This window comes from Streptomyces yongxingensis (genome assembly GCF_055597465.1).
Map to the genome: position 1 here is coordinate 9,140,306 of NZ_CM145717.1, position 14,992 is coordinate 9,155,297.

A 14,992-nucleotide genomic window follows, 5' to 3' on the forward strand; every position below is an offset into this window, starting at 1 on the left:
CCGTCCGGGTCAGGGTCTCGGGCCCGCGGGAATTGGACAGGAGGACGTCGATGCCCGCCGCGATCCGGCGAGTTTCGTGGAGCACGTGCTCCGCAGCATCCGGAGCGGGCGCTCCGAAATGCCGCCTGTACGCTGAATGCCGTGACCAGCGCCGACCAGTCCACGCCCACGCGGCCCCCCGCCAGACGCGCGCGCCGCGCGGACGCCGAGCGCAACCGCGCCGCGATCATCGAGGCGGCCGGTGTGGTCTTCGCCGAGCAGGGTTGCGCCGTCGACGTCCGCGAGATCGCCCGGCGCAGCGGCGTCGGCATGGGCACGCTCTACCGCCACTTCCCGACCAAGGGCGATCTGCTCGCCACCGTCATGGAGCGGGAATTCACGTCCTGGCTCACCGCCGCCCACCAGGCGGCGGCCGCGACCGAAGACCCCTGGGAGGCCCTGACCGGCTTCTTCGAGCAGACCCTCACCAGCCAGGCGCACAACCGCGCCCTCGTCGAGACCCACACCGCCACCGGCGCCCCCTCGCACGAGTGCGCCCGGCAGTTCGACGCCTTCATCGACGAACTGCGCACCCGCTGTGTGGACGCCGGACTCCTCCGCGACGGCGTCACCACCGCCGACCTCGTCCTGCTCAGTACCTCCCTGAGCCACACCGTCCAGGCCACCGACGGCAGCCGTCCCGGCCAGTGGCGCCGCCTCCTGCGCATCTCCCTCGACGGCCTCAGCAGCCGCAACACCGAACCGCTGCCCGAGCCGGGGCCGCGCGCGGACGCACGCGTGACGGACTGACCCACCGACGGGAGGCCAGGTCCGGGACGATCTCCAAGGAGACCGGACGCGTCGCGATAGGGCTCAGCGCCCTGCGTCTCGGCGCCGGCTACGAGCGCGGGCTCGACCTCGCCACCCTGGGCCGGGAGTGCGCCGGTGAGGTGGCGCGGGCATGCGGCGAAACGGTCCAGGTCGTCGTGCGCGACGGCGGATTCGCGGTGTTCATCGTGCGCATCGACAGCAAGTACTCGGTCCGGCTGGTGTCCCAGGTGGGAAGCCGCCTGCCCGCCTCCTGCACCGCGGGCGGCAAGGCCCTGCTGAGCGCCCTCTCCGCCCGGGAGCTCGATGAGCTGTTCCCCGACGACAAGGCGCTGCGGCAGATGACCTCCCACAGCATCTCCACACGCAAGCGGCTGCTGTCCGAAATGGAAACGGCCCGCGAGCGCGGCTGGACCGAGGAATACTGCGAGTCCAACGACCACGCGGCCTGCGTCGCCGCCCCGGTGCACGACCGCCTCGGCAACTGCGTGGCAGCCATGAGCATCTCGGTGCCCACCCCGCGATGGGGCGACGCGGAAAAGGAGCACTACGTCGAGCTGGTCCTGGGCGGTGCGAAGGCCATGGCACGACGCCTGGGAGCAAGCGTGCCGTCGTAACCCCGGCGGCCGTGCCGGGGTCGTGGTGGGCATCGTCCGGCCGAGGTTTCGGAACCCGCCCCGGACGGGGAAACGCCACTCGACTCGTACGCTTGTGGCGGCCGATGAGCCCCGTCGCGATGGGGCGTGCTCCCGTCGCACGGGCCTGCCTCGGGACGGGTCCCGGCGGAGGGCGCGGAGCCTGGCGGTGTGCGTGTCCGCACGCGTGTCGAGAATCGCCCGAACCGAGGAGACCGCCGATGCCCCTCTCCGCCAGCCTCGCGCGCGGAGTCGCGCCCAGCACGCCCGGCATGCTGCACGCACGTACCGTGACCGGCGACCTCAGCGCCCCGCCCCGGCCGGGGCTGACGGTCCGCTTCGGACGGGGCGAGAAGCCGGACGTGGATCTGGGCGTCGGCGTGGACGACCTCCGGGTGAGCCGGCGGCACGGTGAGCTGACGTATCGCCAGGGGCAGTGGTGGCTGCGGAACACCGGGCGGCAGCTCGTCCGGCTGCCGCGCGGCACGATGATGCACCTCAGCACCGAGCCGATCCCGCTCGACACCGGTTACACCCCGCTCTTCGTCAAGGGCTCCGGCTACCGCGAGCACCTGGTCGAACTGTATGTGGCGGGCCACGACGACCAGGGGCCGGTGTCGCGGCGGCGCGCCGAGACGCTTCGGCCGGAGATCTGGCCGCTCGACGACGACGAACGGCTGCTGCTGGTCGTCCTCGGCCAGCGGTATCTGCTGTACGAGGAGGATCCGCGCCCCCTGACGTACGCCACGGCGGCCAAGCAGCTCACCTATCTCCGGCCGGGCGCGGGCTGGAACGAGCGCAAGATCGAGTACCGGGTCGAGGCCGTACGCCGCCGTCTGCATGGCACCGGCTTCAGGTACCCGGTGATGCACGACAAGTCGCAGGGCCGCCCCGCCGACAACGGTCTGCTGCACAACCTGCTCAAGGGGCTGGTGGAGTCCACGACGCTGGTACCGCCCGATCTGGGCCTCATCGAGGACGACGACCTCTGGCCCGATCCCGCGCCGGAGGCATAGCCCGAGCCGCTCCGCGGTGACCGCCGCCGCTTCCGGGACCCGTCCCGGAGGCGGCGGCGAATCATGGCTGTCGCCGAACGGAACAGGAAGGAACACCCCATGAGGTGCATGCGCATCGTCGTCCTCGCGGGCATCACCGTGGCCGCCTCGACGGCCGCTCTCGCGCTCCCGGCGCAGGCCGGCATCCCCGCCCGCCACCACACCCCGGCCGCCCAGTGCGAGTACCCCGCCGACGTCCTCGACCTGACCAACTGGAAGCTGACCCTGCCCACCGGCGAGGACGAGGACCCGACCGACATCACACAGCCCGATCTCGCCACCTTCTCCGCCAAGCCCTGGTTCCAGGTCACCGGGGACTGCGACGCGGTCCAGTTCCGGTCCGCCGTCAACGGCGTGACGACGGGCGGCTCCAACTACCCGCGCGCCGAGCTGCGGGAGATGACCGATGACGGGGAGGAGGAGGCCGGCTGGCCGACCACCGAGGGCACCCACACCCTCGTGGTCAAGGAGGCGTTCACCGCGCTCCCCAAGGAGAAGCCGCACCTCGTCGGCGCCCAGATCCACGGCGGGGACGACGATGTCACGGTCTTCCGCCTCGAAGGCAGCAAGCTCTACATCACCGACGGCGACGACGCCCACCACCACCTCGTCACCGACGACTACGAGCTGGGCACCGAGTTCGAAGCCAAGTTCGTGGCGCGGAACGGGAAGATCGACGCCTATTACAACGGGGAGCGTGAGACCACGATCTCCTCCGACGGCGACACCAACTACTTCAAGGCGGGGGCCTACACCCAGGCCAACTGCGGCAATTCGGACCCCTGCGACGATGACAACTACGGTGAGGTCCACATATCCAGCCTCAGGGTCACCCACTCCTAGCCGGACGGGAGGGTGCGGTGCCGGGCCTGCCGTCCGTGCGGCGACCCCGCAACCTCCACAAAGGTGAAGATTTCTGGAGTGGTGGGTGAATTCCCCTCTCAATCGGCCAGGTCCGATGCGCCTCCGGCGCGCGCCGAACCCCGTACCGCCCTCACGAGCGCCACAAACGGTGCGTGTCTTTCCGCGTACGCAGTAAGTTCGGTCCGCGTGCGGTAACGGCAGACAGCAGCGGTTCTGGTCTCGTAGGAGGGGAGTGTCGTCGTGCGGCGGGGGGAGAAGGTCGGCAAGTACCGGCTCACCAAGGGGCCCGTCGAGGGAGGGAGAGGCGCGGTCTGGTTCGCCGTCGACACGGAGCTGGGCCGATCCGTCGTCCTCAAACGGGCCTTGCTCGAGAACAACAGCCAGGCCGACTTCGACGAGCTGCTGGCCGAAGCCCGCGCTCTGGCGAAGTTCAGCCACCCGAACGTGGTGACCCTCTACGACGCCGTCCGCGCGGGCAAGGGCAGGAACGTAACGTTCTGGCTGGTGATGGAGCATGTGACCGGCGGCAGCCTGGACATCCCGGTGAAGATGGCCCCCGAGCTCGCGGCACACATCGGCGCACAGATCGCGGCCGCGCTGGCGGCCCTGCACGACAAGGGCATCGTGCACTGCGACGTCAAGCCCGGCAATATCGTGATCACCCCCGACAGGGTCGCCAAGCTGACCGACTTCGGCGCCGCGTACCGGGTGGACGGCAGTGAGACGATCACGCCCAACGGGCCGGTCAGCCTCACCCCGTTCTTCGCCGCCCCCGAGGCGTTCCGGGGAGCGCCCGAGCGTGCGTCCGATGTGTTCTCCCTCGGTGCCACCATGCATTGGCTGGTGACGGGGACCCCGCCGCTGCGCGGCGCCGGGCGCGTGGTCCGGCTGGAGGCCATCAGCCCCCAGGTCGGACCGCTCGGGGGCATCCTCACCGCGATGCTCCAGCGCGACCCCGGGGCCCGGCCCACGGCCGCCGAGGCGCTCACGGCCCTCACCGACATCGCGGGGCCCCCGGACCGGTTCCCGACCCTCCCGATGGCCCCGTCGACCACGCCCTATACGGACGTCCTGACGCGGAGCGAGGTCCCTGCGGCGGGGCCGCGGCGCCGCACGGCGACGCTGGTCCGGCGCCGTCCTCTGCTCCTGGCCGGCGCCGCCGCCGTCACGGCACTGGCCATCGCCGTTCCGTTCATCGTGATGAGTCTGGGCAGCGACGATGGCGACAAAGCGGCCTCGTCGCCGACCACACCGGCCAGCGCGGACTTCATCGGTGACCCCCGCACGGCCGATCCCTGCGCCTTGCTGAAGGCCGGCGTGTTCGATCGGTACGAAGTGGCTGAACTGAAGCGTGACGAGGGCAACTTCAATCGCTGCGACGTCAACCTGAAGGAGCGCGACGAGGAGGTCGTGGACGTCAGGGTAGAGCTCGACGCCGATTCGCTGCCCGAGGCCGTGGCGAGGAAGGCCAAGGGCAGGGTCACCGTCGTGGAGCACGCTGCCGAGGGCGACGAGTGCGTGCGGGCCATGGCGGTGACCGGCGCTCGCGACAACAGCCTTCGGATCACCGCGGTCGCGAGACGGCCCGCGAGGGTCAAGGAGCCGCTGTGCGACACCGCCGACGTCGCCACACGATTCGCGGTCAATGTGCTCAACCGAGGTGCGATTCCCCGGCGCTCCCCGGGCTTCCCGTCCAATTCGCTGGCGCACCAGGACGCGTGCACCCTTCTGGACGCCAAGACGCTGGAGAAGGTGCCCGGCATCGACGCCCGGGACCCGGACGTCGGATTCGGCCGCTGGGACTGCCAGTGGAAGAGCACCACCAGCGAGTACGAGGTCGACTTGCGCTTCGACCAAGGCGACCTGCCGAGCGACAAGAACGCCCGGTCGACCAGGCTCAGCGATCACCAGGCCATTGTCATGCCGGAGTACGAGGGCCCGGGGAGCTGCCGCGTCGAGGTGGTCCACCGTGACTACACCGGCCTGGACCGGGTGAAGGGCACCGAGCGGGTGGCCCTCGTCCTCAAGGGGGCGGGCGCCAAGGGACGGCCCTGCGAACTGGCCACCGACCTCGCCGGGTCGGCCGCCGCCGCGTTGCCGCCTGCCTGACCGCCGTCGTATTTCCGTCCGCCTGAGCCGCCGCCGTGCCCCGCCGTGGATGCTCAGTCCGTGGAGTCGGTGCCGGTCCGCTCGGCCGCGAGCAGGTGAATGAGCAGCAGCACGATCCCGGAGATCAGGAAGACGCGTGTGGCGGCCTCCAGCCCGTTCCACTGCTTGGACTGCCACATGGCGAACCACTCGCCACCGATGGCGATGAACCCGGCGCCGAACAGCAGCATCAGCATCAACAGCCCCACGGTGCTGGCCTGACGGGCACGGCGGACGCTGCCTCCGCGCAGTCCCGCGCCCCACATGGCCGTCCCGGCGAGGAGGACGAGAGCGGCGACGCTCTCCCAGACGATGATGGCGACGTAGGCGGTGTCCTGGAGCGCGGTGGACGTGATGGCCCGCCACATCAGGTCGTCGTCCTTGAACGTGGTGTCCATCGCCAGGACATGGCGGACGAATTGCTGATTGGTGTCGAAGTCGGTGATGTTGCCGAAGGCGACAAGCGTGATGTACAGGGCGATCGTCCCGGTGAGCACCCCCGAGACGGCGGAGTAGGCACGAGGGGAACGTATTCTGCCGGCTCGCTCGCTCACGATGACCTCTGCCTCCCGCTGTATTCCGTTGATCGGACCGAGCCGTAGCGTACAACTGTCTGATCCGGGCGGTCATCGACGTCGTCATGTAGTTGCGGACCCGGCCTGGGGGCGGGGGAGACGCGGATCACATGCGGCCATGTCACAGGGGGTCGGGCTACCTCGTCTGAGGGTGTAGCCACTGACCACCACGGAGGAGCACACCATGGACGCGCGACTGAACTACTCCGCCAGCCTGACCGCGGGCAAGGTCCTCAAGCCCCTCATGGCGGCGGGCAAGGCGGTCAAGGACTCGCCGTTGCCGCCCGCCACTCAGGAGCTGGTGGCACTGCGCGTGAGCCAGATCAACGGCTGCGCCGTCTGCCTCGACATGCACACCAAGGAAGCCGCCGCGGCCGGTGAGACCGCGGTGCGGCTCAACCTGGTGGCGGCGTGGCGGGAGGCCACGGTCTTCACCGACGCCGAGCGTGCCGCGCTGGAGCTCGTGGAGGAGGGGACCCGGGTCGCGGACGCGGCCGGTGGGGTCAGCGACGAGGTGTGGGCGAACGCCGCCAAGCACTACGACGAGGAGCAGCTCACCGCCCTGGTGATCCTGGTCTCGTTCATGAACATGGCGAACCGGCTGAACGTCATCACCCAGCAGCCGGCGGGCGACTACCAGGTCGGGCAGTTCCATTGATCGGCGCTGGTCTGTCCGGCCGGTCGTTCAGGGGGGAATCGGCGTGAGCGAGGTCGAGGAGTTCGAGGAGCTGCGGCCACTGCTGTTCTCGATCGCCTACCGGATCCTGGGCAGCGTGAGCGAGGCCGAGGACGCGGTGCAGGAAACCTGGCTGCGCTTCGACGGCTCGGCCACCCGGCCCACATCGGCCAAGGCGTATCTGTCGGCCACGGTGACGCGGATCTCGATCGATGTGCTGCGCTCCGCGCGGGTGCGACGGGAGGAGTACGTGGGCCCGTGGTTTCCCGAGCCGCTGCTCAGCGATCCGTACCAGGATCCGGCCCGGGCGGTGGAGCTGGCCGACTCGGTGTCGATGGCGGCGCTGCTGCTCCTGGAGCGGCTCAGCCCGCTGGAGCGGGCGGTGTTCGTGCTGCGGGAGGTGTTCGCCTTCGGGTTCGACGAGATCGCCACGGCGGTGGGGCGGTCGGAGGCGGCATGCCGGCAGCTGCTGGTGCGGGCGCGACGCCACATGGAGGCCGGGCGGCCGCGGTTCGCAGCGGACCGGCGGGAGCGGCAGGAGCTGGCCACGCGGTTCTTCGAGGCACTGAAGGACGGCGACGTGGGCGGGTTGCGGAAGCTGCTGGCCGCCGATGTGCGGCTGGTCGGAGACGGCGGAGGCAAGGCCCCGCAGCTGGCCAGGGCCGTCATGGGCGCGGAGAACGTGGCCCGGTTGCTGGGCAACGTCTTCCCCTGGCTGCTGCGGATCGATGTGTCGTTCGAGCCGCGTGAGGTCAACGGCCAGCCCGGTGCGATCGTCCGCGACCGGGACGGCAAGGTGCTCCACACCCTGGTCCTCGATGTGCTCGACGGGCAGATCCAGACCATCCGCACGGTGGTCAACCCCGACAAGCTCGGCCACCTCGGACCGGTCGGCGACGCCTGGGCCGTGGACCGCGAGGTGAAGCAGGCCCGCCGGGGGCCGAGCCGACCGTGAGACATGGCCGTTCGACGGTCTTGGTAGTCTCGGGGAGCCAGTCGTGCCACATCCGAGGCCAGGGAATCCGGTGCGAATCCGGAACTGACGCGCAGCGGTGAGGGGGACGGGCGGGGCATGTGACACCACTGGGAGGAGTCCGTGACGGCCGTGGGGCCGTCGCGAACGAGCACCGGGAAGGGGCCCCGTCCGGACGAGCCCGAGTCCGAAGACCTGCTGGCACCTCCGCGCCCGGTGCGCGGAGGACGTCCGTAGGCCAGGCTCCGCGTACGAGCCACGACCACCGAGGCTGCCCGTGCTCCGCTCCGCCCGCCGTACCGCGGCGTTCCTGCTCGCCCCCGCCCTTCTGCTCACCGCGTGCGGTGGCTCCGGCCATGACGCGGACGCCGGACAGCCCGCCGGTTCGGGCTTTCCGCGCACGATCGACAACTGCGGCCACAAGGTCACCTTGAAGTCCGCCCCGAAGCGGGCCCTCTCGCTCAACCAGGGCACCACGGAGATCCTGCTCTCCCTCGGCCTCGCCGACCGCGTCGCGGGCACCGCGACCTGGACCGACCCGGTGATGAAGGGCCTGGAGAAGGCCAACGCGACGGTGGAGCGCCTGGCGGACAACGCGCCGTCCTTCGAGAAGGCCCTGGACGCCGAGCCCGACTTCGTCACCGCCTCGTTCGTCTCCACCCTCGGCAAGGGCGGCGTGGCCACGCGCGAGCAGTTCGAGAAGCTGGGCGTGCCCACGTATGTCTCGCCGTCCGACTGCGCGGCGGGCCGGGACACCGACAGCGGTGGTGACGGCTCCCGCGGCAAGCCCCTCACGCTTGATGTCGTCTACGGCGAAATACGCGATCTGGCCCACGCGTTCGGTGTCGACGAGCGCGGTGAGAAGCTCGTCGCGCGGCTGAAGGAGCGCGTTCACCAGGCCACGGAGGGACTGGACGCCTCCGGTGTCTCCCTCATGTACTGGTTCGCCAACTCCCAGTCGCCCTACCTCGCCGGCTGCTGTGGCGCGCCGGGTGCCATCACCCGGGCCGTCGGGGCGCGGAACGCCTTCTCCGACACCCACGACGAGTGGCCGCAGATCAACTGGGAGACCGTGGCCGACCGCGACCCGGACGTCATCGTCCTCGGCGACCTCACGCGCAAGCAGCAGACCGCGGAGACCGCCGAGGCCAAGATGCGTTTCCTCGAGACCAACGCCGCCACCCGCAATCTCACCGCCGTGAAGAAGAGGCGGTACATCCTGCTGAGCGGGCAGGCCATGAACCCGTCCCTCCGCACGGTCGAAGGGGTGGAGCAGGTCGCCGCAGGACTGCGTGACGTCGGGCTCGCCAAGTGAGTACTCGCCGTGTGAGCACCGGCCGCGTGAGTACCCGCCACCTGAGCGGCCGCCGCGTGAGCACCCGCCTCCTGCTGCTGGTCGCGGGTGGGCCGGCCGCGCTGCTCGTGTCGGTCGCCTTCGCCGTGACCATCGGCCCGGCAGACATCTCCACGGCCGACGTATGGGCGGCGGTCACCGCCCATCTCGGTCTGGGGGAGAGCACGTTGCCGCCGCTTCGGGACGGCATCGTGTGGAACCTGCGCATGCCGCGCACACTGCTCGCCGCGGTGTGCGGGGCGGGTCTGGCCCTCTGCGGGGCCGTGATGCAGTCCCTGCTGCGCAATCCGCTGGCCGACCCCTTCGTCCTCGGCGTGTCCTCGGGCGCCTCCACGGGCGCCGTCACCGTGGTCGTGCTCGGCGTGGGCGGCGGGGCCGTGTCCCTGTCGGCGGGCGCGTTCACCGGTGCGCTGCTGTCGTTCGGCCTGGTCCTGCTGCTCAGCCACAGCCTCGGCGGAAGCACCGACCGCGTGGTGCTGTCCGGAGTGGCCGCCATGCAGCTGTTCTCCGCGCTGACCTCGTTCATCGTCCTCACCTCCGCGGACGCCGACACCACCAGGGCCGTGCTGTTCTGGCTCCTCGGCTCGCTCACCGGCGCCGGGTGGGGCGATGTGCTGCTGTGTACCGCCGTCCTGGCCGCCGTCCTCGTGGTCTGTCTCGGCCACGCCCGCACCCTGGACGCGTTCGCCTTCGGGGAGGAGGCCGCGGCGGCGCTCGGTGTCCGGGTGGCCCGTACCCGTCTCGTCCTGCTGTGCGCGACCGCGCTGCTCACCGCGACCATGGTCAGCTCCGCCGGGGCCATCGGCTTCGTCGGCCTGGTCCTCCCGCACGCCACCCGCGCCCTCACCGGCTCCGGCCACGCCCGTCTGCTGCCGGTCACCGCACTGGCCGGGGCCATCTTCCTGGTGTGGGTGGACACCGCCGCCCGCACCGTCATCGCCCCCCAGGAGGTCCCGGTGGGCGTGGTGACGTCCCTCATCGGCGTACCGGCCTTCGTGGCCGTGCTCTACCGCGGCCGGAGGACGACATGACCGACTCCACCGCGGAAACCCCCGGCACGGAGTCCGCCGCCACCGCGGAAGCGGCGTCCGGGCTCCGCGCGGACCGCGTCAGCCGCCGCACCGACGGCCGGCTGATCGTCGACGGCATCACCCTCACCCTGCGCCCCGGCGAGACGGTGGGCCTGCTCGGCCCCAACGGCTCGGGGAAATCAACCCTGTTGCGGCTGCTGGCCGGGATCCTCGCCCCCTCCGCCGGAGTGGTCACCCTGGACGGCCGTACCCTGCCACAGGTCGGCCGCCGTGCCACGGCCCGCCGCATCGCCACCGTCGAACAGCACGCCGACACCCAGACCGAGCTGACCGTCCGCGAGGTGGTGGCCCTCGGCCGCATCCCGCACCGGCGCGCCTGGGCGTCGGCCTCCACCGCGGACACCCGGGCCGTCGACGCGGCCCTGGAGCGCACCGGACTGACCGACCGGGCCGGTCAGTCGTGGCACACCCTCTCCGGTGGCGAACGCCAGCGCACCCAGATCGCCCGGGCCCTCGCCCAGGAACCGCGCGAGCTCCTGCTCGACGAGCCGACCAACCACCTCGACATCCAGCACCAGCTCGACCTGCTCGACCTCGTCGTCAGCCTCCCGATCGCCACCGTGATCGCCCTGCACGACCTCAACCTCGCCGCGATGTACTGCGACCGCCTGCTCGTCCTCCGCGAGGGACACGTCGTGGCCGAAGGCGCTCCGGGCGATGTGCTGACCCCGTCCTTGATCAAGCGGGTGTACGACGTCCAGGCCGATGTCACCCACGATCCGGGCCACCCGGTCATCCGCTTCCTGCGCCGGACACCGGAGCCGTGAGACCCCCGGTCACCGGAGCCGTGAGACGGTGGACGGTATCCCGCCATCGGCGGCCTCGCCCGCCTGACATCCGGATGCCGAACCTGGACGGCCTCGCGCTGAGTGGGTGGCCCGGCCGCGCAGCGTGGTGGTCGCCGTGTACGTCTCGAGGTCCTCGGCGAAGCGCAGCGCCAGGGCGGTATGGCGCACCGTATAGCCGCCGTTGCCGAGCCCGGGGTGCGGCTTGTCCCCGATTCCGGCGGCTCCGGGCGCGGGGGTGTGGGTCTCACCGGCGGACGCCGCGTCGGGGGTGCAGCCGACCGCACCCGTCAGGACGGTGGCCAGGGCCCCGGACCAGCCTCGGCGGCGGGCCCTGGTGCCATGTGTTGCGCGAGGGAGGCGACACCTGTTAATCATTTAACACGTGTCGTCGTGGAGGAGGGCGGGCCATGAGTACGCACCAGGGAGCGGTCGTCCTTCGGCAGCCGCATCGCCCTCGTGCCATCGGCTTCCTGGACCTGGAGGCGGTCGGTGCATGGGCCGTGAAGGTGTACGGCATCAGCGCGTGGGCCGATGTGCCGCGTCCCGCGCTGGTGGCCGCGACCGTGGAAGCCGCGGCCTCGGTGCTGCCCAGCCCCGCCCGGACGGACAGCCGCTATGGCATCGGGTTCGCCATCGCGCATGACGCGGCGGACCGCTGTTTCGCGCTGGTGGACTGGTGGCACGGTGAGAACGAGATCCATCAGCGACTGTTCTCGGCGCCCCTGGAGCAACCGCACGCGCTGAGGCCGCACCCCGGTGAGGCCATCGGCTGCGTCTGGGAGCTGGCCGTCACCGACTTCGAACGCCGGGCATGGTTGCGCCATGTGCTCGCCAACCCCGACGGCCCGGACCCGGATGCCTATCTCACCGCTCGCTTCGCGGGAAGGGTCTAGTCATGGGCGATCGGATCCGGGTGAAGGATGCCTACCGGCGCGTTTACGGAGACATTGGTCATGCTGCCGCCGACTAGGGCCGAGGACGTCGAGGGCCTTCCCGAGGGCGTCGCCCTGCTCCATCACTTCGCCAACACCGAGGATCGCCGGGGATTCGTCGCGCACGGACGGCGCCTTACGGGGCACGACGCGCTCGCCACGCCCGGCGATCTGGAGCGCTGGCTGCGGGAGCACGACCTGCTCGTAGGCGACACCCCCGACACCAGGGCTCATCAGGGCCACCTGACCCGAGCCCGCGAGCTGCGTACGGCGCTGCGGTCCGCGCTCCGCCAGGACGCGGAGGGTGACGGCCAGGGCGGCGATGTCCCGGTCGGCTACTCCTTCCACGTCACACTGACCGCCGGCCACGGCGCCCACCTGACCATCGCCGCCGACCCCGTGGACACCGCCCTCGCACACATCGTCATGTCCGCGCTGACCGCCACGGTGAATGGGACCTGGCATCGGCTCAGGATGTGTCCGGCCCCCGACTGCCAGTGGGTCTTCTACGACAACTCCCGCCCCGGCCTGGCCAAATGGTGCTCACCACGGCTGTGCGGCAACCGCGCGAAGACGCAAGCGTATCGCCGCCGCCAATCGACCTGAATCGCCACGCGGCGACCCGGCTCCGGCTTCTGGGGTGGAGCCATGCTGGTGCGGCAGGCGGTGCCGACGGGCTCGGCCGGCCCACGAACTGGCGTTCCTGCGCGACCGCGCACTGGTCAACGAGGGCCGCAAGCAGATCTACGGCACGCAGATCGCCGGCGTGAAAGGACGGGTCACCGGTTCCGTGGCCGTGCGAAGAGACAGAACAGTTCCGCCTCGGCGCCCGTTCCCCGACCCGGCCCGAGACCACCGTGCCCGCCCTGAGCGGCCCCGGCATCCCCGCCGACTGACACGGGCGGCTTGTAGGGTACGTGGCATGCCGGACGCCCCGCCCCGACCCGAGCCGTTCACCCCGCGGACCGACCCCGCCGCCCTCGCGGACCTCCGCGCGCGGCTGCGCGCCACGCGCTGGCCGGACGCGCCCGAGGACGCCGGGTGGGCGCTCGGGACCGACCTCGCCTACCTCCGTGAGCTCGTCGCCTACTGGGCGGACGGGTTCGACTGGGCGGCGCAGGAGGCGGCGCTTGCCCGGCTGCCGCGCTTCCGCGTCCGGCTCGGCGGCCTCGGGATCCACTTCGCACACGTCCGGGCCGCCGCCCCGGCCGGGCCCGTTCTGCCGCTGGTGCTCAGCCACGGCTGGCCGGACTCGTTCTGGCGCTATACGAAGGTCATCCCGCACCTCACCGACCCCGGTGCGCACGGCGCCGACCCCGCCGACGCGTTCGACGTGGTCGTGCCCGACTTGCCGGGCTACGGGTACTCCGACCGGCCCACCGGCCCGCCGCTCGACTCCATCGCCGTCGCCGGGTTGTGGGCCGAGCTGATGGACGTCCTCGGCTATGAGCGGTTCGGTGCGGCGGGCGGGGACATCGGCAGCCATGTGAGCCGCTACCTCGCGCTCGACCACCCCGACCGGGTGGTGGCCGTGCACCGCATGGACGGCGGCCTGCCCGTCTTCACCGGCGACCCCGCGGACCTCGCGCCCGAGGAGCGCGCCTGGTTCGAGGACGTCACGGGCTGGGGCGCGGCCGAGGGCGCGTACGCCGCCATGCACCGCACCAAGCCACAGACCGCCGCCTTCGGGCTCACCGACTCACCGGCCGGGCTGGCCGCGTGGATCGTCGAGAAGCTGCGGGCGTGGAGCGACTGCGACGGTGACGTCGAGCGGTGCTTCACCAAGGACGAGATCCTCACCAACGTCACGCTCTACTGGCTCACGGGGACGATCGGCTCCTCGATGCGCATGTACCACGCCAACGCCGCCATCCCGCCCGCGCAGCACGCCCGCCGGGTCGAGGCGCCGTCCGGCTTCTCGCTCTTCCGCGGCGACATCGTCCGCCCGCCGCGGGAGTGGCTGGAGCGCACGACGAACCTCGTGCGGGTGACCGAGCCCGCGCGCGGCGGACACTTCGCACCGTTCGAGGAGCCCGAGCTCTACGCCGAGGAACTGCGCGCCTTCTTCCGCCCCTACCGGGCGGCGGCCACGGACTGACACCGCCGCCGGAGTGGAACGGCGTGGCCGCGGGCGAGCTGTTCGACCGGCTCCGCGCCCTGCTGAGCGCCCCCGCGGCGGCACACACCGCGGGGTCTTCCCCGTGTGCTAGGGCAGGGGCGTGCCCCCGGTGGCATTGACGATCTCCGCGGTGATGTAGCTGGCCTGCTGCGAGGCCAGGAAGACATAGGCGGGGGCCATCTCGGCGGGCTGCGCCGGGCGGTTCAGCGGGCTCTGTTGGCCGAAGGTCGAGGTGTCGGGCAGGGTGGCGGGGATCAGGGGGGTCCATACGGGGCCGGGGGCCACGGCGTTGACCCGGATGCCGCGCTCGGCGAGATTGCCCGCCAGCCCCTGGGTGAAGGTGACGATCGCGCCCTTGGTGGTGGCGTAGTCGAGCAGGTGGGAGCTGGGCTTGTACGCCTGCACCGAGGTGGTGTTGATGATGCTGCCGCCCTCCGGGATATGCGGAAGGGCCATCTTGCACAGCCAGAACATGGCGTAGAGGTTGGTGTGCATCACCCGGTCGAACTGCTCGGACGGGATCTCTTCCAGCCCCTTGGGCCGTGACATCTGGTAGGCGGCGTTGTTCACGAGGATGTCGATCCCGCCGAATGCGTCGACCGCCTGGTCCACCAGCCGCTGACATGTGCTTTCCTCGCGGATGTCGCAGGGGAAGGGGACGGCCCGGCGCCCGGCCGACTCGATGAGGCGCACCGTCTCCTGGGCGTCCTTCTCCTCCTCGGGCAGATAGCTGAAGCACACGTCGGCGCCTTCCCTGGCGAAGGCGAGGGCCACCGCACGGCCGATCCCCGAGTCGGCCCCGGTGATCAGGGAGCGCCGGTTCTCCAGCAGCCCGTGGCCTTCGTAGGTGTCCTCACCGTGATCGGGCCGGGGCTCCATCTCCTCCGTCTCGCCGGGGTGCGCCTGGTCCTGCTGGGGGAACTCCGGCTGCGGATGCCGTTCCACCGGGTGACGCTGTTCCTTCTGCTGCACGGG

General features: G+C 71.2%; 16 protein-coding genes and 1 riboswitch. Of the genes, 13 read left to right on the plus strand and 3 right to left on the minus strand.

Features of this window, described 5'->3' with window-relative positions; all coding sequences use genetic code 11:
* The first annotated feature begins 141 nt into the window (after window positions 1-141).
* The 5 genes from ACZ6TD_RS39230 (at window position 142) to ACZ6TD_RS39250 (ending at window position 5,470) form a co-directional block, all read left to right on the plus strand.
* Window positions 142-789 carry a TetR/AcrR family transcriptional regulator gene (locus ACZ6TD_RS39230; protein WP_471345795.1) on the plus strand — a complete coding sequence of 216 codons (648 nt, stop codon included), beginning with the start codon at window positions 142-144 and terminating at the stop codon, window positions 787-789.
* A 140-nt stretch (window positions 790-929) separates the two neighbouring features.
* On the plus strand, window positions 930-1,424 hold the full coding sequence (locus ACZ6TD_RS39235) for an IclR family transcriptional regulator (RefSeq protein ID WP_471345797.1): 495 nt from the start codon (window positions 930-932) through the stop codon (window positions 1,422-1,424).
* 239 nt (window positions 1,425-1,663) lie between these two features.
* On the plus strand, window positions 1,664-2,458 hold the full coding sequence (locus ACZ6TD_RS39240; protein ID WP_471345799.1) for an FHA domain-containing protein: 795 nt from the start codon (window positions 1,664-1,666) through the stop codon (window positions 2,456-2,458).
* Between the two features lie 99 nt (window positions 2,459-2,557).
* Window positions 2,558-3,340: a polysaccharide lyase family 7 protein gene (locus ACZ6TD_RS39245; RefSeq protein WP_471345801.1), complete on the plus strand. Its 783-nt coding sequence runs from the start codon at window positions 2,558-2,560 to the stop codon at window positions 3,338-3,340.
* A gap of 261 nt (window positions 3,341-3,601) precedes the next feature.
* Window positions 3,602-5,470 (plus strand): serine/threonine-protein kinase, encoded by a 1,869-nt coding sequence (locus tag ACZ6TD_RS39250; protein ID WP_471345803.1) that lies wholly within the window; start codon window positions 3,602-3,604, stop codon window positions 5,468-5,470.
* Window positions 5,471-5,523: 53 nt separating this feature from the next.
* On the opposite strand, the gene ACZ6TD_RS39255 is transcribed toward ACZ6TD_RS39250, so the two are convergent.
* Window positions 5,524-6,063 carry a DUF2165 domain-containing protein gene (locus tag ACZ6TD_RS39255; RefSeq protein WP_471345806.1) on the minus strand — a complete coding sequence of 180 codons (540 nt, stop codon included), beginning with the start codon at window positions 6,061-6,063 and terminating at the stop codon, window positions 5,524-5,526.
* Between the two features lie 205 nt (window positions 6,064-6,268).
* Here ACZ6TD_RS39255 and ACZ6TD_RS39260 point away from each other — a divergent pair, with 205 nt between their 5' ends.
* The 5 genes from ACZ6TD_RS39260 to ACZ6TD_RS39280 all read left to right on the plus strand — a co-directional run bounded on the left by ACZ6TD_RS39260 (window position 6,269) and on the right by ACZ6TD_RS39280 (window position 10,945).
* Entirely contained in the window at window positions 6,269-6,742 is a 474-nt protein-coding gene (locus tag ACZ6TD_RS39260; protein WP_471345808.1) for a carboxymuconolactone decarboxylase family protein, read from the plus strand.
* Between the two features lie 43 nt (window positions 6,743-6,785).
* Entirely contained in the window at window positions 6,786-7,715 is a 930-nt protein-coding gene (locus ACZ6TD_RS39265) for an RNA polymerase sigma-70 factor (RefSeq protein WP_471345810.1), read from the plus strand.
* Window positions 7,716-7,722: 7 nt separating this feature from the next.
* Window positions 7,723-7,950: riboswitch (cobalamin riboswitch) on the plus strand.
* A 60-nt stretch (window positions 7,951-8,010) separates the two neighbouring features.
* Window positions 8,011-9,048 carry an ABC transporter substrate-binding protein gene (locus ACZ6TD_RS39270; RefSeq protein WP_471345812.1) on the plus strand — a complete coding sequence of 346 codons (1,038 nt, stop codon included), beginning with the start codon at window positions 8,011-8,013 and terminating at the stop codon, window positions 9,046-9,048.
* A 56-nt stretch (window positions 9,049-9,104) separates the two neighbouring features.
* Window positions 9,105-10,118, plus strand: a complete 1,014-nt coding sequence (locus tag ACZ6TD_RS39275) for a FecCD family ABC transporter permease (RefSeq protein WP_471345814.1) — start codon at window positions 9,105-9,107, stop codon at window positions 10,116-10,118.
* Complete coding sequence (locus ACZ6TD_RS39280; protein ID WP_471345816.1) at window positions 10,115-10,945, plus strand: ABC transporter ATP-binding protein; 831 nt, start codon at window positions 10,115-10,117, stop codon at window positions 10,943-10,945. Before ACZ6TD_RS39275 ends, ACZ6TD_RS39280 begins: the two co-directional genes overlap by 4 nt.
* Before the next feature lie 9 nt (window positions 10,946-10,954).
* Here ACZ6TD_RS39280 and ACZ6TD_RS39285 read toward each other — a convergent pair whose 3' ends face one another.
* Complete coding sequence (locus tag ACZ6TD_RS39285; RefSeq protein ID WP_471345818.1) at window positions 10,955-11,341, minus strand: hypothetical protein; 387 nt, start codon at window positions 11,339-11,341, stop codon at window positions 10,955-10,957.
* A 32-nt stretch (window positions 11,342-11,373) separates the two neighbouring features.
* Between ACZ6TD_RS39285 and ACZ6TD_RS39290 the strand changes: the two genes are divergently transcribed.
* The 3 genes from ACZ6TD_RS39290 (at window position 11,374) to ACZ6TD_RS39300 (ending at window position 13,996) form a co-directional block, all read left to right on the plus strand.
* Window positions 11,374-11,859: a hypothetical protein gene (locus tag ACZ6TD_RS39290; RefSeq protein WP_471345820.1), complete on the plus strand. Its 486-nt coding sequence runs from the start codon at window positions 11,374-11,376 to the stop codon at window positions 11,857-11,859.
* A gap of 60 nt (window positions 11,860-11,919) precedes the next feature.
* A complete protein-coding gene (locus ACZ6TD_RS39295; RefSeq protein ID WP_471345822.1) occupies window positions 11,920-12,504 on the plus strand; it encodes a CGNR zinc finger domain-containing protein in 585 nt (194 codons plus the stop codon).
* A 316-nt stretch (window positions 12,505-12,820) separates the two neighbouring features.
* Complete coding sequence (locus ACZ6TD_RS39300; RefSeq protein WP_471345824.1) at window positions 12,821-13,996, plus strand: epoxide hydrolase family protein; 1,176 nt, start codon at window positions 12,821-12,823, stop codon at window positions 13,994-13,996.
* Window positions 13,997-14,104: 108 nt separating this feature from the next.
* On the opposite strand, the gene ACZ6TD_RS39305 is transcribed toward ACZ6TD_RS39300, so the two are convergent.
* Window positions 14,105-14,989, minus strand: coding sequence for an SDR family oxidoreductase (locus ACZ6TD_RS39305; RefSeq protein WP_471345826.1), 885 nt, complete (start codon window positions 14,987-14,989; stop codon window positions 14,105-14,107).
* Between the last annotated feature and the right edge of the window lie 3 nt (window positions 14,990-14,992).